Annotated in this window: 18 protein-coding genes and 1 pseudogene; 11 read left to right on the top strand and 8 right to left on the bottom strand. The window is 53.1% G+C overall.

The features are described from left to right. Window positions 1–177 precede the first annotated feature (177 nt). Window positions 178–2208 (top strand): DUF2207 domain-containing protein, encoded by a 2031-nt coding sequence (locus tag PGS10_RS20810; RefSeq protein WP_316423423.1) that lies wholly within the window; start codon window positions 178–180, stop codon window positions 2206–2208. A gap of 71 nt (window positions 2209–2279) precedes the next feature. Here the strand turns inward: PGS10_RS20810 and cho are convergent, their stop codons facing one another. Together cho and nadE are read right to left on the bottom strand one after the other, a co-directional pair. Beyond that, the gene (gene cho / locus PGS10_RS20805) at window positions 2280–3140 is read right to left on the bottom strand and encodes an excinuclease Cho (RefSeq protein WP_316423422.1); all 861 of its coding nucleotides are present in this window, start codon (window positions 3138–3140) and stop codon (window positions 2280–2282) included. A gap of 101 nt (window positions 3141–3241) precedes the next feature. Continuing rightward, on the bottom strand, window positions 3242–4069 hold the full coding sequence (nadE, locus tag PGS10_RS20800; protein ID WP_047077943.1) for an ammonia-dependent NAD(+) synthetase: 828 nt from the start codon (window positions 4067–4069) through the stop codon (window positions 3242–3244). Window positions 4070–4364: 295 nt separating this feature from the next. On the opposite strand from nadE, the gene osmE reads away from it, so the two are divergent. The 8 genes and pseudogenes from osmE (at window position 4365) to chbG (ending at window position 10277) form a co-directional block, all read left to right on the top strand. Next, a complete protein-coding gene (gene osmE / locus PGS10_RS20795; protein WP_045393231.1) occupies window positions 4365–4703 on the top strand; it encodes an osmotically-inducible lipoprotein OsmE in 339 nt (112 codons plus the stop codon). 275 nt (window positions 4704–4978) lie between these two features. Next, the gene (gene chbB / locus PGS10_RS20790) at window positions 4979–5299 is read left to right on the top strand and encodes a PTS N,N'-diacetylchitobiose transporter subunit IIB (RefSeq protein WP_015366183.1); all 321 of its coding nucleotides are present in this window, start codon (window positions 4979–4981) and stop codon (window positions 5297–5299) included. Between the two features lie 70 nt (window positions 5300–5369). Then, window positions 5370–5435 (top strand): annotated as a pseudogene (locus PGS10_RS20785) (hypothetical protein); the annotation flags it as partial. 11 nt (window positions 5436–5446) lie between these two features. After that, window positions 5447–6805 (top strand): PTS N,N'-diacetylchitobiose transporter subunit IIC, encoded by a 1359-nt coding sequence (gene chbC, locus PGS10_RS20780; protein ID WP_015366184.1) that lies wholly within the window; start codon window positions 5447–5449, stop codon window positions 6803–6805. 52 nt (window positions 6806–6857) lie between these two features. Further along, window positions 6858–7205 carry a PTS N,N'-diacetylchitobiose transporter subunit IIA gene (chbA, locus tag PGS10_RS20775; RefSeq protein WP_015366185.1) on the top strand — a complete coding sequence of 116 codons (348 nt, stop codon included), beginning with the start codon at window positions 6858–6860 and terminating at the stop codon, window positions 7203–7205. Between the two features lie 12 nt (window positions 7206–7217). After that, window positions 7218–8057, top strand: coding sequence for a transcriptional regulator ChbR (gene chbR, locus PGS10_RS20770; RefSeq protein ID WP_045393229.1), 840 nt, complete (start codon window positions 7218–7220; stop codon window positions 8055–8057). A gap of 102 nt (window positions 8058–8159) precedes the next feature. Beyond that, on the top strand, window positions 8160–9506 hold the full coding sequence (locus tag PGS10_RS20765) for a 6-phospho-beta-glucosidase (protein WP_045374759.1): 1347 nt from the start codon (window positions 8160–8162) through the stop codon (window positions 9504–9506). A gap of 12 nt (window positions 9507–9518) precedes the next feature. Further along, on the top strand, window positions 9519–10277 hold the full coding sequence (gene chbG, locus PGS10_RS20760; protein WP_063414209.1) for a chitin disaccharide deacetylase: 759 nt from the start codon (window positions 9519–9521) through the stop codon (window positions 10275–10277). A gap of 41 nt (window positions 10278–10318) precedes the next feature. Here chbG and katE read toward each other — a convergent pair whose 3' ends face one another. Continuing rightward, window positions 10319–12577 (bottom strand): catalase HPII, encoded by a 2259-nt coding sequence (katE, locus tag PGS10_RS20755; RefSeq protein WP_316423420.1) that lies wholly within the window; start codon window positions 12575–12577, stop codon window positions 10319–10321. 172 nt (window positions 12578–12749) lie between these two features. Between katE and cedA the strand changes: the two genes are divergently transcribed. Next, entirely contained in the window at window positions 12750–13022 is a 273-nt protein-coding gene (gene cedA, locus PGS10_RS20750) for a cell division activator CedA (RefSeq protein WP_072047989.1), read from the top strand. A gap of 59 nt (window positions 13023–13081) precedes the next feature. Here cedA and PGS10_RS20745 read toward each other — a convergent pair whose 3' ends face one another. The 3 genes from PGS10_RS20745 to hxpB form a co-directional block, all read right to left on the bottom strand. After that, window positions 13082–14473, bottom strand: a complete 1392-nt coding sequence (locus PGS10_RS20745; protein ID WP_015366191.1) for an L-cystine transporter — start codon at window positions 14471–14473, stop codon at window positions 13082–13084. Between the two features lie 133 nt (window positions 14474–14606). Next, the gene (locus PGS10_RS20740) at window positions 14607–15197 is read right to left on the bottom strand and encodes a metal-dependent hydrolase (RefSeq protein ID WP_015705758.1); all 591 of its coding nucleotides are present in this window, start codon (window positions 15195–15197) and stop codon (window positions 14607–14609) included. 127 nt (window positions 15198–15324) lie between these two features. Next, the gene (gene hxpB / locus PGS10_RS20735; protein ID WP_045393217.1) at window positions 15325–15993 is read right to left on the bottom strand and encodes a hexitol phosphatase HxpB; all 669 of its coding nucleotides are present in this window, start codon (window positions 15991–15993) and stop codon (window positions 15325–15327) included. Window positions 15994–16144: 151 nt separating this feature from the next. On the opposite strand from hxpB, the gene PGS10_RS20730 reads away from it, so the two are divergent. Next, complete coding sequence (locus PGS10_RS20730; protein ID WP_047045057.1) at window positions 16145–16681, top strand: YniB family protein; 537 nt, start codon at window positions 16145–16147, stop codon at window positions 16679–16681. A 33-nt stretch (window positions 16682–16714) separates the two neighbouring features. Here the strand turns inward: PGS10_RS20730 and yciA are convergent, their stop codons facing one another. Both yciA and PGS10_RS20720 read right to left on the bottom strand, forming a co-directional pair. Continuing rightward, window positions 16715–17113 carry an acyl-CoA thioester hydrolase YciA gene (yciA, locus tag PGS10_RS20725; RefSeq protein WP_316423419.1) on the bottom strand — a complete coding sequence of 133 codons (399 nt, stop codon included), beginning with the start codon at window positions 17111–17113 and terminating at the stop codon, window positions 16715–16717. Between the two features lie 101 nt (window positions 17114–17214). After that, complete coding sequence (locus PGS10_RS20720; protein ID WP_316423418.1) at window positions 17215–19398, bottom strand: TonB-dependent siderophore receptor; 2184 nt, start codon at window positions 19396–19398, stop codon at window positions 17215–17217. Between the last annotated feature and the right edge of the window lie 130 nt (window positions 19399–19528).

The raw sequence follows: 19528 nt of genomic DNA, 5'->3' as shown, positions 1-19528 counted from the left end.
TATCTGCTGGGAGTCAACCGGTTTTAATTGAGTGGAATGTTTTGGCGCTAATCGCCATCATCTCTTTTTATTTTTATCGTTGGCAAAAGGGAACAGGGCGACGGCTTGCTATAGAGCCCAAAGAGCTTCGGGCGGTGGTACCAGGCTTGCTATTAGTCGTGCATCCGGAGTGATGTCATGACGAAATTACTCCTTAAGTTATCGCAACTACTTACTGTCCTATTGTTTTTAATGAATTATATGGCTTTCGCCGCCGATGGTATTGGGGATGTAAAAAAGCCGCGACAGTTCTCAACCACAGCAATACCTTCTTTTGAGCATATCCTTTCATTTGACGTTCTGGCCAGCTTTAATCCCGATGGGAGCATGGAAGTCCAGGAGAATATAAGCGTTTTAGCTATGCGTGGAAGGATCCGCCAGGGCATTTTCCGAACGTTGCCTGATATTTGGGAGCGACGTGATGGTAGAATATTCCGTGCCAACTATACGGTAATGTCAGTATTACTAAACGGCGTTCCAGAGCTTTTTCAGCTTGATCAACAACCGCAAGCAGTGATTGTGCGTATTGGCAGCGCTGGACATATCCTCAGGCCCGGTATCTATCATTATCAAATACGCTATAAAGTGAGTAATCATTTCAGCCGATCTCATGGCAAAGATGAGCTTTACTGGAATGTTACCGGGAGTAGCTGGCCCTGGCCTATCAGTAGGGCCAGTTTTCGTCTGCAGCTTCCGAACGCAAGTGAAAATCTGAACGCTCAAGCAAAAGATCGCCGGTTACACTCCATTGAAGCGTTTTCCGTAATGGTCGGGTCGAAGCGATCTGCAGCGACCATATTACCAGACGGCAGTGTCCGTACTATACGCTCTATGGCAAAAGGTGAGGGTCTAACGGTTGTCTATAGCTGGCCGCAAGCGGTACTGGCTAACGCTCCCCAGCCGAAGGCCGTTGCGCCATTAGTACATTTGTTGATACCTACACCCGAAACCCTGGTGATATGGCTGCCATTATTGCTAATGATTGGCTATTACTATTGCTGGTGGCAAAAAAATGTCATTCAAACCGGCTTAAAGATGCCGGCTATTTTCTCGCTTGATCATGTACCAAATGGTATGACTCCGGGCTATCTGCGTTTTCTTATCCGCCGTGACTATGATGATATTGCTTTCAGTAGCGATGTGCTTGGATTAGTGACCAAGAGGGCGGTCGCGTTAGTAAGTGGAAAACGGGATGCTCTGAGGAAGGCCGGTGTAATACTACGGCTCTCGCTATTAAACACCGCAGGAAACAGCCGTCTGGATCGTGCTGACAAAGCGCTTGTTAGTCAGATTTTTAGTGGAAAGCGAAAAAATCTTCCTCTTTGTACAGGGCATCAACCCTCACTACATAAGGCGCGTCGAAATCAGGAAAAATATTATGATGCGCAGCGTGAGAGGCTTTTTCGTAAGTGGGGGCCACCCCTCAGGCATTGTATTTACCTGTCGCTTTTGATGCCTGCAGTTTGCGCTATTTGGGTGGATTTTCGCATTGCGCTTATCACTATTCCGGTGCTTTTCTTATGGCTGGTAGGAGGGGCAATCTGGTTTTTCCTGGCGAGATTTTTATGTCATCGCCGTGACATGTGGCGTTTTTGGGGGCCAGTTCCTCTTGTTTTAGGATTAATTTTTGGTTCCTTGACGACGTGGGGAGGCTACGTTCTCATGTTTATGCAACCGGGTAATCAGCCCCCGGCTGGATACCTTGGTGGTATGGCGATGGCATTTGCATTTCTCGTATTTGTAAGTTGGCGAACGCCGCGCTATACCCAGCGCGGCTTGAATGAACTCGCCGTTGCTAAAGGGGTGAAACTGTATCTGGCGTCAGCACAAAAAGAAAATCTACACTATCGATACCCGCCTGCTCAAATCATGTCGCATTTCGAAACGCTGTTGCCCGTGGCGGTAGCGCTCGGCTTAGGTAAAGAATGGATGGAGACATTCGCAGACTACCTTAGAGACCACGATATGAACTCGCAATTATTCGCTGGTATTGAGTGGAACGACATAACTCAATTTTGCGAGTGCTGTCATGCTTGTTCAATGGCTGCTGCTAAACCTGACTCTGGAGCTGTTTCACAGGATTTGCCTGACAGTAGTTATGGCTCCAGCGATAGTGGTTTTTCCGATAGTAGCTCTGGGGGAGATGACGGTGGCGGCGGCGGCTGGTAGTAAAGCTATGATCTACGGCCGTTAGGTTTGCCGGAGTTACTTTGCGCCAGAACCCGGCGCAAATTAACGCTTTAAAATGAATGCAGCTGATACTCACCGCTAAGCAAAGGCTTACAAAGGATCTTGTAGCCATCGTGATCGAAACCGGCTGGCAGTGCGGTGAGTTCAGCAGCTTGCGTCAGCGAATCCACCGCGCCCAGCCACAGCCAGTTATGAATGATGTGGTACTGGACCATATCCGGACCGCGCTCCTCCAGCGCCACCGGACCCGCCCACGGCCAGCACACCAGCTGAAGCTTACTCATCTGCGCCAGCAGCCGCTGGTTATGATCTTCGACGCGCTCTCTACCGCAGCAGGCGCCGGCGCAGCGCCCCAGCGCGGAACGAAAACAGGCGCGCCCGCGTCTCAGCGGTTCCAGCCCCAGAATGCCGTAACACAGACGGTGCTCATCGGCGATGGTTTGCAGCGCCTGTAATGCCGCGCGGCGGTTAGCGAACAGGCCGTACAGGTGCTGCTGATGGGAGAAATCGACTTCTCGCGCATACACAACTTGCGGTTTACCCGCCTCCAGCAGCCAGGAGCAGAGCTGCTTATTACGCCGCAGTCGTTTATTAAACAGCGGCTGCTGTTCTTTAATTAACCGCGCTTCAAGTAACAGCGCGCCTAATTCCCCGGCGGTCCGCTGCCAGCTGATGCGTCGCGACTGGCGCAGCATGGAGGCTTCATCAGCGGTACGCAAATGCGACAGCACCCGGCTGCGGATATTCACGCTCTTACCGATATAAAGCGGCAGCGTCTCGCTTTCCCCATGGAACTGATACACCCCTGGCAGCTTTGGCAAGGCCTCAAGCCATGGACGTAAGTGTTCGGGGTACTCATAGATTGCCGCCGCTTCAAATTCCAGACGCGGGGCAGATTGTTTTCTGGCCACAACAACTCCTGATACTGTTTATGTATCCAGTATAGCAGGCGAGTTTTACGGCGAAAAGAACAAAAAATAACCCCGGCGCTGGCCGGGGTGCAGGGGAGTAGTTACTTCTTCCAGAAATCGTCGAAGACGGTAATCGGCGGGCGGCGCTTATGCTCGGTTTTCAGATACCAGCCTTCGATGGTTTTGGCGATGTTCTCGTCCAGGGTTTTACCTTCCAGATAGTCATCAATGTTTTCGTAGGTCACGCCCAGCGCGACTTCATCCGGCAGAGAAGGGCGGTCATCTTCGAGGTCGGCGGTCGGCTGCTTCATATAAAGGTGCTCAGGACAGCCCAACTGCGCCAGTAGCTGTTTGCCCTGACGTTTATTGAGACGGAAGATAGGATTAATGTCGGTACCGCCATCGCCGTATTTGGTAAAGAAGCCGGTGATCGCTTCTGCGGCATGATCTGTTCCCACGACCACGCCTTTGGTCATGCCGGCGATACTGTATTGGGCTTTCATTCGCTCACGGGCTTTCTCGTTGCCGCGAACAAAATCGCTCAGCTCAATACCCGCTTCTCGCAACGCCTGCTCGCTGGCCAGCACCGCGCCTTTAATATTGACGGTCAGCACGCGGTCGGGCTGGATAAATTCGATGGCATCCTGGCAATCCTGCTCATCGGCCTGGACGCCATAAGGCAGGCGCACGGCGATAAATTGCAGGCTGCGATCGCCGTTTTCGGCACGCAGCTCATCGATCGCCATCTGGCATAGTTTGCCGGTAAGGGTCGAATCCTGGCCGCCGCTAATGCCGAGCACCAGTGATTTAATGAACGGGTAGGTCTGCAGATAGGATTTCAGGAAATCCACGCTGCGGCGAATTTCGCCTTCGACATCAATCTGCGGCTTCGCGCCCAGCGCCTGAATAATTTGTTGTTGAAGCGTCATTACGCCCTCCGGAAAGTGAGCCTGTATGGCAACCAGCATGGTCTAAAACTACCTCTTTGCTGCTGAAACGACAAGGCTGGTACCGCTGACTGACCGAAAAGAAGGCAACCAATGGCATAGCATTTAATTATGGTGCGGAAGGTAGTTGGAAGTAGAGTGCGCTGCGCCGCTGTTTTTTTGCACATATCTGGTTACCAGAAAAGTTCTGAATTTACATGAATTCGACGTTTGGCTTGAAAAATAACGCTTTTTATTCCAGGCTTAAAACACGCCGATTACATAATGAGGACGGAATATGAACAAAAAATTAGCAGGATTGATGGGCGCAGCGGCAGTATTAACCATGCTGGCGGGGTGTACGGCCTATGACCGCACCAAAGACCAGTTCACACAGCCAGTTGTTAAGGATGTCAAAAAAGGCATGACCCGCAGCCAGGTTATGCAGATTGCCGGTAAACCGTCATCTGAAGTCACCATGATCCACGCACGCGGAACTTGCCAGACTTATATCCTGGGTCAACGGGATGGTAAAATTGAAACCTACTTCGTCGCGCTGGACGAGACCGGTCACGTGATGAACTCCGGCTACCAGACCTGCGCCGAGTACGACACCGATCCGCGTAACAGCAAATAACTACGCGTCACAAGCTGAGAGCTACGAAAGCCCGACCATTGGTCGGGCTTTTTTATGGCGGCTAATGCTTATTTAATTGCGCGAATTATTTGGGGGAAATGTGAGGGTAGTCAAAACGCGAGGTCAATGAGAGACAATTCTGTTCAACAGGGAATTATCCTGCCGCCAAATGTTGCCGTATACTCAATGCATAAACAAAACTAACCGAAAGTTACCAGTCTTACCGGCTCTCAGTCATTGCTGAGGCCCAGGTCCTACAAATTGAGGAAGCGTTCATGGAAAAGAAACATATCTATCTGTTCTGCTCGGCTGGCATGTCCACTTCACTACTGGTCTCCAAAATGCGTGCCCAGGCAGAAAAATATGAAGTCCCGGTAATTATTGAAGCGTATCCTGAAACGCTGGCCGGTGAAAAAGGGCCGGAAGCTGATGTCGTATTATTAGGGCCACAAATTGCGTATATGCTGCCGGAAATCCAACGTTTGCTGCCGAACAAGCCGGTAGAGGTCATTGACTCCATTCTGTACGGTAAAGTTGATGGCTTAGGTGTATTGAAAGCGGCCGTCGCGGCCATTAAGAAAGCTGCTGCACAATAATTTTATTTTTTAAACTCGCGATATTCTGGCGTCTGGTAGTTAATTAATACTAGCCGCCACTATATTCAACAGTTTATTTTCCCGTCAAAGAGTAATTTCATACATCATCGCCGTAATATTTTATTGCGGCTTTTAAGGGTATTGACTATGAGTAAAGTGATCGATTCGCTTGAAAAGGTACTCCTTCCTTTTGCTGTTAAAATAGGAAAGCAACCGCACATTAATGCGATTAAAAACGGCTTTATTAAATTAATGCCGCTGACCCTCGCCGGGGCCATGTTCGTATTAATCAACAACGTTTTTCTGAGCTTTGGTGAAGGTTCTTTCTTTTATTCAATGGGGATTCGCCTGGATGCCTCCACCATTGAAACCTTAAACGGCTTTAAAGCCATCGGCGGTAATGTCTATAACGGTACGTTGGGCATTATGTCGCTGATGGCGCCGTTCTTTATCGGCGCCGCGCTGGCCGAAGAGCGTAAAGTCGACCCCATGGCTGCCGGTCTGCTGGCGGTCGCTGCCTTTATGACCGTCACGCCTTATAGCGTGGGTGAAGCCTACGCCGTTGGCGCCAACTGGCTCGGCGGGCAGAACATTATCTCCGGGATGATTATCGGCCTGGTGGTGGCGGAACTGTTCACCTTTGTCATTCGTCGCAACTGGGTCATTAAACTGCCGGATAGCGTGCCGTCATCGGTATCGCGTTCCTTCTCGGCGCTGATCCCGGGCTTCCTGATTTTGTCGGTCTTCGGCATTATTTCGTGGATTCTGTCAAACTACGGCAGCAACTTCCATCAGATCATCATGGACTCCATCTCCACGCCGCTGGCGGCGATGGGCAGCGTCGTTGGCTGGGCGTACGTAATCTTTAACTCCCTGCTGTGGTTCTTCGGGGTGCACGGTTCGCTGGCGCTGACCGCGCTGGATAACGGCATTATGACGCCGTGGGCGCTGGAAAACATCGCGCTGTATAACCAGTATGGTTCTGTCGACGCGGCCATCGAAGCCGGCAAACAGTTCCATTTCTGGGCGAAGCCGATGCTCGACTCCTACATCCTGCTGGGTGGTTCCGGTGCGACGCTGGGTCTGATTATCGCCATCTTCATCGCTTCTCGCCGCGCCGATCATCGTCAGGTCGCTAAGCTGGCGCTGCCGTCAGGCATCTTCCAGATTAACGAACCGATTCTGTTCGGTCTGCCGATCATCATGAACCCGGTCATGTTCATCCCGTTCGTTCTGGTCCAACCGATTCTGGCCGCGATTACGCTGGCCGCTTATAGCCTGGGCATTATCCCACCGGTGACCAACCTGGCCCCGTGGACGATGCCAACCGGTTTGGGCGCTTTCTTTAACAGTAACGGTAGCGTTGCTGCCCTGCTGGTCGCGCTCTTCAACCTTTGTGTCGCTACTGCCGTGTACCTGCCGTTCGTCATCCTGTCGAACAAAGCGCAGAGCACCATCGAGCAGGAAGAAAGCGAAGAAGATATTGCTAACGCACTGAAATTCTGATGTCGAGCGGTACGGGCTCTTCCCGTACCGCCTGAGAAACGAGGGAAATATTATGTTTGATCTGGATAACATCGACGCGGTAGAAACCCCGGAAAATGACCTCGAAGAGGTGGTGATGGGGCTGATTATCAACTCCGGACAGGCGCGTAGCCTGGCCTATGCGGCGCTGAAGCAGGCGAAGCAGGGGGATTTTGCCGCCGCGAAATCGATGATGGAGCAATCGCGGATGGCGCTGAGCGAAGCGCATCGCGTCCAGACCCAGCTTATTGAAAGCGATGAAGGCGAGGGCAAGATGAAGGTGAGTCTGGTGCTGGTTCATGCGCAGGATCATCTGATGACCTCAATGCTGGCCCGTGAACTGGTGGCCGAATTGATCGAGCTGCACGAGAAGGTACAATAGGCTATCCGAACGATGAGGCAGCCGAAGATGATGACCACCGAGATCAGTACCGCCAGGGAACAACAGCTCTTCAACGGGAAAAACTTTCATGTGGTCATCTATAACAAAACGGAGAGCGTGAGCGGGCTTCACCAGCATGATTACTACGAGTTCACTATCGTTTTAACCGGGCGCTATTATCAGGAAATTAATGGCAAGCGGGTGTTGCTGGAGCGCGGGGACTTTGTCTTTATCCCAATGGGGTCGCACCATCAGAGCTTTTACGAGTTTGGTGCGACGCGCATTCTTAACGTTGGCATCAGCAGACGCTTCTTTGAGAAACATTATCTGCCGCTGCTGCCGTTCGGTCTGGTCGCCTCTCAGGTCTATGCGGTGCAAAGCGCCTTTCTCAGTTATATCGAGTCGGTTATTGCTTCACTGAATTTTCGCGAGACTGAATTTGACGAGTTTATTGAACTGGTCTCGTTTTACACCATTAACCGCTTACGTCATTATCGTGAAGAGCCCGTTGAAGATGTGATTCCTCACTGGCTGAAAAATACCGTAGAAGATATGCACGATAAAAACAAATTTGGCGAAAGCGCGCTGGAAAATATGGTGCAATTGTCCGGGAAAACGCAAGAATATTTAACCCGGGCGACCCAGCGCTATTATGGTAAGACGCCGATGCAGATCATTAATGATATCCGCATCAATTTCGCGAAAAAACAGCTGGAAATTACCAACTATTCGGTCACTGATATTGCGTATGAATCAGGATATAGCAGCCCAAGTCTGTTTATTAAAACATTCAAAAAGCTGACTTCCTTTACGCCAAGCAGTTATCGCAAACAGCTGACCAATATTAATTAACTCGCAGCGGAATTTACCGCGCGGTTTATTCATTCAAGTTAACTGTCCGCATTTATGCGGAGAGCGGTCTACGTCTACGCGTAGCGCCTAAGGGAGAAAGATATGAGCCAGAAATTAAAAGTCGTGACTATCGGCGGCGGCAGCAGCTATACCCCGGAATTACTGGAAGGTTTCCTCAAACGCTATCATGAGCTGCCGGTAACGGAACTGTGGCTGGTGGACGTGGAAGAAGGGCAGGAGAAGCTCGATATCATCCATGCGCTGTGCCAGCGGATGGTAGAAAAAGCCGGCGTGCCGATGAAAGTCTACAAAACGCTGGATCGCCGCGCGGCGCTGGAAGGGGCGGATTTCGTCACCACGCAGCTACGCGTTGGCCAGCTGAAAGCGCGTGAAAAAGATGAACGTATCCCGCTAAGCCATGGCTATCTTGGCCAGGAAACCAACGGTGCGGGCGGTCTGTTTAAAGGCCTGCGTACCATCCCGGTGATTTTCGATATTGTCAAAGATGTGCAGGAAATTTGCCCCGATGCGTGGATCATTAACTTTACCAACCCGGCGGGTATGGTCACCGAGGCGGTATATCGCCACACCAATTTCAAACGCTTTATCGGCGTGTGCAACATTCCAATCGGTATGAAGATGTTTATTACCGATGTGCTGCAGCTGAGCCCGAGCGATGAACTGAATATCGATCTGTTCGGCCTTAACCACCTGGTGTTCGTTCGCGATGTGCTGGTCAATGGCGTGTCGCGCTTCGATGAACTGCTGGACGGCGTGGCTTCTGGCCGCCTGACCGCGAACTCGGTGAAAAATATCTTCGACCTGCCGTTTAGCGAAGGGTTGATTCGCTCACTGCGCCTGATCCCATGCTCGTATCTGCTTTATTACTTCAAGCCGAAAGAGATGCTGGCGATTGAGATGGGCGAGTACTACAAAGGCGGCGCGCGCGCTCAGGTCGTACAGAAGGTTGAAAAACAGCTGTTCGAACTGTACAAAAATCCGGATCTGAACATTAAGCCGAAGGAGCTTGAGCAGCGAGGCGGTGCTTACTACTCTGATGCCGCCTGCGAGGTGATTAACGCCATTTACAATGATAAGCAGGCCGAGCACTATGTGAATATTCCGCACCATGGCCACGTTGATAATATTCCGGCCGACTGGGCGGTAGAAATGACCTGTACGCTGGGCCGCGACGGTGCGAAGCCAACGCCGCGAATCACGCATTTTGATGAAAAAGTGCTGGGGCTGATTTATACCATCAAAGGCTTTGAAGTGGCGGCCAGCCAGGCGGCAATAAGCGGCGAGCTTAATGACGTACTGTTGGCGCTGAATTTAAGTCCGCTGATTCATTCGGATCGCGATGCCGAGCAGCTGGCGCGGGAGATGATCCTCGCCCATGAGAAGTGGCTGCCGAACTTTGCAGCGACTATCGAAAAACTGAAACAGTAACGGGAGCGGCCGATGGAACGCGTATTGATCGTTAACGCCGATGATTATGGCCTGAGCAAAGGGCAGAACTACGGCATTATCGAAGCCTGCAGGAACGGACTGGTGACGTCGACCACGGCGTTGGTCAACGGCGCGGCTATCGGCCACGCCGCCCAGTTGAGTCGCAGCCTGCCCGAGCTGGCGGTGGGCATGCACTTTGTGTTGACGCTGGGCGAGCCATTATCGGCGATGCCGGGGTTAACCCGCGACGGGCGGTTGGGCAAATGGATTTGGCAGATGGCGGAAGAAGACAGCCTGCCGCTGGATGAGATCGCCCACGAACTGGAGTGCCAGTACCGGCGTTTTATCGAACTGTTTGGTTGCGAACCGACCCATATCGACAGCCACCACCACGTGCATATGATCGCGCAGATCTACCCCATCGTCGCCGCTTTTGCGCGCGAAAAGGGCGTTGCTTTGCGTATCGACCGCCAGGTGGCGGCGCTGAATGGCCTCGATCAGGATGCGGCTCGCAGTAGCGATGGCTTCAGCAGCGAATTTTACGGTGAAGCGGTTTCACAAGCGCTGTTCCTGCAGACGCTGGATGCCTCACTTGAACAGCAGGAAAACTCGCTGGAAGTGATGTGTCATCCGGCATTTGTCGATAACACCATTATGGGCAGCGCTTACTGCTATCCGCGGCTGACCGAACTGGACGTGCTGACGTCCGGCGAACTGAAGTACGCTATTGCGGAACGCGGCTACCGGCTCGGAAACTATCGCGACGTATAAAGAGAGGAAAGCCCGGCAGCCATGAACTGCCGGGCTTTTTATTATGCGGGTATGGCCGCAACTTTACTGCTTCTTGACCAGACGCGATGCGCGGCCAGTAACGTCAGCAGCTTATCGACGCTAAGCGTATTTATCGCGTCGCATTCGATAACCCCTTCTTCACCCGCAGCGGGCACCTGTAGCAGCGAACTAAACTGCCGCGCATCGCCCGCCAGTAAAATAGGCTTCAGATGCTTATAGGCTTCCAGCAGATAGTAGCGGGCATCCCCGTTATCGCTGATGCTGCTCAGATCGCCGCCGGGAACGATAACCGCATCAACCGTCAACGATGGCGAGCCGGCGAAGGTTCCGGCGATCGGTAGCTGCGATCCATCATCGGCGCTGACTTCGCCCATACGCGAATAGAGCAGTTTGCTGTGGACGCCTCTGGCCTGCAGCGCTTGCAACAGGTTGAGTACATCCTGCGCGCAGGTCTTCTCGTTGAGTAATACCACGACAATTCGTCCTTTTACGTCGCCATCGCCATCAGCGTAAAGACTGAGGGTTGGATCTTTCTCCACGCCGTTAACCGGCGCTGGCGGGGCAATATTCCGCTGCTCATCGCTGAGTTCGATACCGAGATTGTTGGCTACCGCTTCCGCCAGCCCGATATCAATATGCGCCAGATGATCGACCACCCGCTCGCGGATCCAGACTCTGACCACTTTGCTCAGCTCAAAACTAAAGCCGCCGATAATGTGCTGCTGCTCAATCGGCGTCTGGCTGAGCCAGAACAGGCGAGGCTGGGCGTAGTACTCGCCGAAGGAGGGGCTACGGTTACGGATTTTCTCGCCATCAACGCGTTCCGCCAGTGATTCAAAGCCGCCGCGTTTCGGCGCCGGCGGCGTTTCGCGAGGCCAGTTATCGTTGATAGAGTTGGGCTCATAGTTTGCTGGATTGGTATCAATCTCCATTCGGTGCATGCCGTCACGCTGGAAATTATGATACGGGCAGGTAGGGCGGTTAATCGGAATTTCGTGGAAATTTGGCCCGCCGAGGCGGCTAATTTGCGTATCGGTATAGGAGAAGAGTCGCCCTTGCAGCAGCGGGTCGTTACTAAAATCGATACCCGGCACGATATGACCCGGATGGAATGCCGCCTGTTCGTTCTCAGCGAAGAAGTTGTCGGGGTTACGGTTAAGCACCATTTTGCCGACTCGTTGCACGGGCACCAGCGCTTCCGGAATGAGTTTGGTCGGATCCAGCAGATCGAAGTCGAAATCGAACTCGTTTTCCTCTGGAATTAACTGCAGGCCGAGCTCAAACTCCGGATAATCGCCAGCCTCGATGGCTTCCCATAGGTCGCGGCGATGAAAATCCGGGTCGCGGCCGGTCAATTTCTGCGCCTCATCCCACACCAGGGATGCTTTACCGGCCACCGGCTTCCAGTGGAAGCGTACGAAGGTGGCTTTGCCTTCGGCGTTGATGAAACGGAAAGTATGTATGCCGAAACCTTCCATCGTGCGATAGCTGCGCGGCAAGCCGCGGTCGGACATGGCCCACATCACGTTATGCAATGTTTCCGGCTGCAGCGAAACATAGTCCCAGAAGGTGTCATGGGCGCTTTGTCCCTGCGGAATTGCCCAGTGCGGTTCGGGTTTCACCGCATGGACAAAGTCGGGAAATTTAATCGCATCCTGGATAAAGAAAATCGGCGTGTTATTGCCCACCAGGTCGAAAATGCCCTCTTCGGTATAGAATTTGGTGGCAAAGCCGCGGATATCACGCACGGTATCGGCCGAGCCCGCGCCGCCCTGAACGGTGGAGAAGCGGACAAAAACAGGGGTGATTTTTTCCGGCGCGGACAGAAAATCGGCTTTGGTAATCTCTTTCAGGCTTTTGTAAGGCTGGAAATAGCCGTGCGCGGCGGAACCGCGAGCATGAACGATACGCTCGGGAATGCGTTCATGGTCAAAGTGGGTAATTTTCTCACGCAGGATAAAATCTTCCAGCAACGTTGGTCCGCGGTTGCCGGCGCGTAACGAGTTTTGATCGTCGGCGATGCGTACCCCCTGATTGGTGGTCAGCGGGAAGTTTTCGCCGCCTTTACGCTGCGGCTCAAGCGTATCTAATTTTATGCTGTGAGTATCCGGCGCTTTCAGGCTGCCGGGCGACGTCGGCTGCTCCCCGGGCGCGGTTGGCTGGGGAGTAGGGCGCCATTCGCGGTCTTCGGGTGCCAGTGAATCAAGGCCCGGTTTTGCTTCATCGCTATCGTGTACCGGAGCCTGTCGGCTGTGTGGGTCGTGGTGTTTTTCTGACATCTGCTCGTCTCCTGCTTTCATTGCTAAAAGTGGTCGTTGCTAAACCAAAACCCTTCTAACTATAGAACATTGTTCTGGGTTCGCCGGGCAGAAACGAATAGAGTTATCCTAAAATGCGCATTAGCGGAGGAGGGGCGACGAAAAGGGGGGCGATCGGCTATGATAGGGGTTTATGTTCCCGCTTTGCTTAGTGAATCCATCTGTTATGAAAACATTGCGCCAACAAAATCGCCCTGTCATTAGCTACGTGCCGCGCGTCGAGCCTGCGCCGCCGGATCATGCCGTTAAAATGGACCATTTTCGCGATGTCTGGATATTGCGGGGCAAATATGTCGCCTTTGTACTGATGGGCGAGCGTTTCCGCCGTTCACCGGCGTTCACCGTGCCGGAATCGGCGCAGCGTTGGGCTAATCAGATACGCCAGGAAGGTGAAATAGAGGCCTGACCTCGCGGGTAAAATAAAAAAGCCGCTGAAATTCAGCGGCTTTTTTGTGGCTGTTAACGTTAGCGATGCGCCAGTTCGGCGTCTTCTTCGCTATCGAGGATGGCTTTATCCGTCTGGCGCAGCCACTGGCTGGTCAGCGTGCCGGCGGTCATTGAACCGTTAACGTTAAGGGCGGTACGGCCCATATCAATCAGCGGCTCGACGGAAATCAGCAGTGCGACCAGCGTGACCGGCAGACCCATCGCCGGCAGCACGATCAAGGCTGCGAAGGTCGCGCCGCCGCCAACGCCGGCTACGCCCGCGGAGCTTACGGTGACGATACCCACGAGGGTGGCAATCCACATTGGATCCAGCGGGTTGATGCCAACGGTTGGCGCTACCATTACCGCCAGCATCGCCGGATAGATACCGGCGCAGCCGTTCTGACCAATCGTCGCGCCAAATGAGGCGGAGAAGCTGGCAATAGATTCCGGCACGCCCAGACGGCGCGTCTGCGCTTCCACGTTCAGCGGAATAGACGCCGCGCTGGAACGGCTGGTGAAAGCGAAGGTAATCACCGGCCAGACTTTACGGAAATACTTCAGCGGACTGACGCCATTGACGGCTAACAGCAGACCGTGTACCACAAACATGATCCCCAGCGCGATGTAAGAGGCCACCACGAAACCGCCGAGCTTGATGATGTCATGCAGGTTGGAACCGGCAACCACTTTGGTCATCAGTGCCAGTACGCCGTACGGGGTCAACTGCATTACCAGACGCACCAGCTTCATCACCCAGCCCTGCAGCGTGTCGATGGCGGTCAGGACGCGTTGGCCTTTCTCCACATCGTCTTTCAGCAGTTTCAGCGCCGCGACGCCAAGGAACGCCGAGAAGATAACGATGCTGATGATAGAAGTCGGGTTAGCGCCGGTCAGATCGGCAAACGGGTTTTTCGGCACAAACGACAGGATCAGCTGCGGAACGCTCAGATCTGATACTTTACCGACATAGTTGCTCTGGATGGCGTTCAGACGAGCGGTTTCCGCGCTGCCCTGCACCAGGCCTTCAGCGGTGAGGCCAAACAGGTTGGTCACCAGCACGCCGACCAGCGCGGCGATTAGGGTGGTGAACAGCAGCGTACCGATGCTCAGGAAACTGATTTTCCCCAGCTGTGATGCATTGTGCAGGCGCGCCACCGCGCTCAAAATGGAGGCGAAGACCAGCGGCATGACAATCATCTGCAGCAGTTGCACGTAGCCGTTACCGACGATATTGAACCACTGAATAGAATCTTTCAGAACCTGACTGTCGGAGCCGTAAACCAGCTGCAGGCCAAGACCAAAGATAACGCCGATAACGAGACCGACCAGTACTTTTTTAGCGAGGCTCCACTGTTTGTGGCGGGTTTGAGCCAGCGCAAACAGTAAAACCGCGAACACGACAACGTTCGCTATTAATGGAAAATTCATCCCCGTTCTCCTGATATCTTGTTACCTGGGTTGGTCTGAAACCAACTCTTATGGCGCCAAGAGTAGCAGAAGGCCTTATTGCTTTCTTATACTCAAATGGAATGGGTTATAACCAAAAAATTATTTAGCGTATTTATCGTTCAGCCTGATGGTTAATAAAACGATTAAAGGTTATTTGCAGCGAATTAATCATATTTGATGACCAGCGCACGGCGCTATTTTCGGCCATGCTTTGCGGCATCCAGACGGCGTAAATGAACAGCGCCATGCACAGCGCGCGCTCGAGCTGATTGCCTTTGCGCGGCGCGAGGATCGGCAGACGGAACCGCCAGCGACAAGGCCACAGCAGCGGTACGCCGGCCGGGGTGAGCATATCGGCGAGTATATGGCTGAGGTAGCCAAGCACTAAACCCTGCAGCGCATCGGCCGGGATTATCCAGCTCTCCGGCACTTTTAGATAGAACAGCGCCAGCGCGCCGAATACCGCCAGCAGGCTGTGGGTAAAGCCCCGGTGGCCAAAGGCGCGGGCTACCGGTTTTGAGACCCAGCTTAAACGCTGCCCGAGGAAAGATTTAGGATGGTCGATATCGGGCAGCAGGCAGGTCAGCACGGCGGAAGGAACGATATGCCACCAGTCCCCCTGCGCCAGCACGGGTGTTAATTCTGCATTTTTTGCAAATACCGCACAGGCGATAGAAAAGAAGAGGTGGCCTTCCGCCGTCATGATAAAAACCCTAAACTGTCAATTCATACAGTATAGGGTTTTTATACAGTATACGGAAGAGGTGACGGTGTAACTCTTTGTCACAAGGTTGACATATTTTGACGACATTAATGCCAGCGCAAGTCGCTTAGCCGCGCAGGTCTGCTACCGTCAGCTGCTGCAGAGACGCCAGTTTCACATCGGCCAGTACGAAGCGCGGATCGCGGCTGTTTTCTGCTTCCGGAACCACAATCGAGCGCATCCGCGCCGCTTTGCTGGCAATCATGCCGTTAACAGAATCCTCCAGCGCCACGCAGGACATTGGCGCGACGCCAAGCTTTGCGGCGCAATCAAGATAGACCTGGGGATGCGGTTTGCTGTAAGGCAGATGTTCGGCTGAGGCCAGCGCGTCGAACTGGTCGCGAAGTTCAAACATTTCCAGCACTTTTTCCAGCATATGCAGCGGCGACGCGGAGGCGAGGCCGATTTTTAGTCCTTCGGCCTTACACAACGCCACGGCTTCACGCACGCCGGGCAGCAACGGCCGTGACTCCTCGACCAGCTGAATGGCCCGGCGGATAATGCTGGCGGTTACCTCCGCGCGGTCCGGGCCGCGCCAGGGCTGTTGCGCAAACCATAAATCGACCACCAGGTCGATGCGCAGCCCCAGCAGGTCAGGTAATTCATCACGGCGGCTAATATCCACTCCGAGGCTTTCCAGTACCTCCAGCTCTGCGCGGTCCCATAGCGGCTCTGAATCGATAAGCAGGCCATCCATATCGAAAATAGCGGCAAGAATCTGACGCTTTGCTGACATAAGTTCCTCTCCATTGGCGTAAGTAGATAACGAAATTGTCCATATGGTATATCATACCGCGCTGAAGCAGGCGAAATTCGCTGCGGAAGATAGACTTATACCTGACTCTATGTCGGCATGGAGAGTCTGGCGTTTTAAACAAGGGGAACTCATGACGTATCAACAAGCTGGACGCATTGCGGTCATTAAACGCATTTTGGGATGGGTCATCTTCATTCCAGCCGTGCTGTCTACGCTGATTTCCGTACTGAAGTTTATGTACGAGCATAGCGAAAAGAAACCGGGTATTGATGCGGTGATGATGGATTTCGCCCACCTGATGATTGAGATGGTGCGTTTCAATACGCCGTTCCTGAATTTCTTCTGGTACAACTCGCCGCTGCCGGAGTTCAAACATGCGTTGAACATCGGTTTCTGGATTATCTACGCGCTGGTGTTTGTCGGTATGGCGTTGCAGGCTTCCGGCGCGCGGATGGCCCGCCAGGCGAAGTTTCTACGCGAAGGCGTGGAAGATCAGTTGATTCTGGAACAGGCTAAAGGCGCGGAAGGCCTGTCGCGCGAACAGCTTGCCGAACGTATTGTCGTTCCGCGTCATACTATTCTGAAGCAGTATTTCACGCTTTACGTGCTGCCGATTGTGGTGATTGTGATCGGTTATATTTTCTTCTCGCTGCTTGGCTTTCTTTAAGCAGAAGATCTGCCCGGCAAGCCGGGCAATGCCTTACTTGGCAGGCAGCGCTCGCGGCTTGCCTTCATTGTCTACCGCCACATAAATAAACAGGGCTTCCGTCGCCTTATAACGCTGGCCCAGAGGTTCCGTCGATACTTTTTTCACCCACACCTCAATATTAATAGTGATCGAGGTGTTGCCGCGCTTTACGCAGCGGGCATAGCAGCACACAACATCGCCAACGGCGACCGGGCGTAAAAAAGTCATACCATCAACACGGACAGTCACAACGCGGCCGCGGGCAATCTCTTTGGCCATAATCGCGCCGCCGATATCCATCTGCGACATCAGCCAGCCGCCAAAAATATCGCCGTTCGCGTTGGTATCCGCCGGCATGGCCAGGGTGCGTAAAACCAATTCGCCCTTCGGGGCGAGATCTGTTGTTGTCATTCTATACTCTGTACTAGTCAAAGGAGATCAGGCGCGATGCTACTATGAAAACGGCGCAGAGAGAATAGGGGAATACGCCCGTCGGTACGGGCGTCGGCAGATTAGAAACTTAGGGTAACGCCGGCGTAATAGGCGCGCCCCGGCTCGTTGTAAGTTGACGCACCGGCGTTCTCGCGATAAATCTGCTTATCAAACAGGTTGCTGATGCCGGCGTTCAGGCGAATATCTTTCATCAACTGATAGTTGCCGCCGATCCCGACTATCGAATAAGCGCCGACTTCATTGGTGGCGAGAACCCCGGTCTCGTTGCGAATTTCCGCGTACTGACGCGGCTTTTGACGGCCATACATTGTCCAGTTTATGTTAGCCGACAGTTTGCTGTTTACCTGCCAGTCAAGCATGGTATTGATAGTATATTTCGGGATCACCGACAGCGGATTGCCGGTATCTTTACTTTCCGATTTAATCATCCAGGTCGCGTTGGTGCGCCAGTTCAGGGTGTCGGCAATCAATGGGATCAGCACGGTCCCTTCCAGTCCTTCTACTACGGCTTTGCCGCCGTTCTGCCACTGTAGAATGTTGTTGCCGCTGGAAGTGTAGCCAAGCACCTCGGTGCCGGAGACGATTTTGTTTTTGTAATCATTACGGAACCAGGTGATCCCGGCGTTATAGCCTCCGGCGTTGAATTCCAGCCCAAGCTCTTTATTGATGCTGATTTCCGGATCCAGGTCCGGGTTGCCGAGCAGATAGCAACTGCCTGTTGCAATGGCGTTCGGGCATCCGTTGCCGCGGGTGGAGAGCAGATAGCCTTCGCTGGATTGATATAAATTCGGTGCTTTAAATACCCGTGCAATACCGGCTTTGACTTTAAACCACTCACCTAATGCCTGCGCCAGGTTGAGGCTTGGGCTCCAGTTACTGCCGAACTGGTTGTGGTAATCGAAACGCAGGCCGGGAATGATGTTAGTTCCCGGCGTGGCCTCGATATTATCTTCCAGGTAGATCCCGGTTAACGTGGCGCTGTTTTTGCTACTACGATCGGCGGCATTGCCGCTGGTGCCGGCGATGGTTTCACCGCTCACGTCAGTGGCCTGCATCGACGCCGGATCGTTGAGTTCGTCGCGGTTCCACTCCATGCCAAGCGTCAACGTCTGATCCGCCAACCAGTAGAACGGAATGTTTAACTCGCCTGTGGAGCGCCATGATTCCAGACGGCTGGTGGCGTATTCATCGCTATTGATCATCCCCTCGACGCGGCCGGTTGATCCTTCCTGCAGGCGGGTATTATTGGTTTTTTCATAATAAACGCCGGCTTTTGACTGTCCCCAATCCCAAATTCCGTTATAGGTTAGCCCCCACGACTGGCGATACAGGCGGTTGGTCTCATGGCCGTAGAGTGAATCAACCAGGCCATTGGGGCTAAGGTTGCCGTTACTGTACTGGGTATCGCCGGCATAAATATTGCCCTGGCGGCTGTAGGCATAGTTGAAATCGAGGATCTGTTGTGGGGTCATTTTCCACGACAGCAGGGCGTTAATATCTTTATTACGCACGCCTTCGCGACCGGCGGCATATGAGCCATTCTGCGCATGGTTGATATCCCAGGCGTCAGCATCGGTTTTATTGATGTTGCCGTACAAACGCATGGTGAGGGCATCGCCTGACAGCGGCCCGCTGAGGTTAAAGTTGGCCCGGTTGGTGGCGCCTTCTTTGTTATTCTCCGGTTGATTGGTGAAGAACGACAGTGAGCCGTGCCAGTCGTTGGTTGGTCGTTTGGTAATGATATTCACCACGCCGCCGGCCGCGCCGGACCCATAGCGGGCCGCAGCGGGTCCGCGCAGGACTTCAATACGTTCAACCATTTCAGCGGGTACCCAATTACTATCACCGCGGGTATCGCGTTCACCGCGCCAGCTGTAACGTACCGAATTTCGTGAGGTAACCGGTACGCCATCGATCAAAATCAGCGTGTTTTCGGGGCCCATCCCGCGAATGTCGATTTGACGGTTGTTACCGCGGCTACCGCTGGCGCTGTTGCCGGTCAGATTCACGCCGGGCATTTTACGGATGATTTCTGACAGGTCATTAACCGGCGGCTCTTTGGCAATATCTTCGGCAGTGATAATCGAAACGCCGGGCTGTTGTTTTAACGCTTCTTCGGCGGTGCTGTAGACCACCATGGTTTCAGTATCCTGTTCGGCTTCTTCGGCCAAACTCTCCGCTGAAAAGAAGCTGGCGATAATGATGGTAAGGGGAGCGAGGGGGAATGCGGTGTTCGTTCTCATTGTAAATATCCGTATCAAAATAAAACAAGAACGTGAATATTAATAATAATCATTATCATTACAATGAGGCGAGACGAAACTTCATCAAATCCTCACAATTGGCGCAATTTTTCCAGTTTGATGAAGAAAG

Source organism: Klebsiella sp. 141153 (assembly GCF_032601995.1).
Taxonomy (GTDB): Bacteria; Pseudomonadota; Gammaproteobacteria; order Enterobacterales; family Enterobacteriaceae; genus Klebsiella; species Klebsiella aerogenes.
Note: the sequence above shows the minus strand (reverse complement) of the source record. Positions and strands in the feature narration are given on the sequence as shown.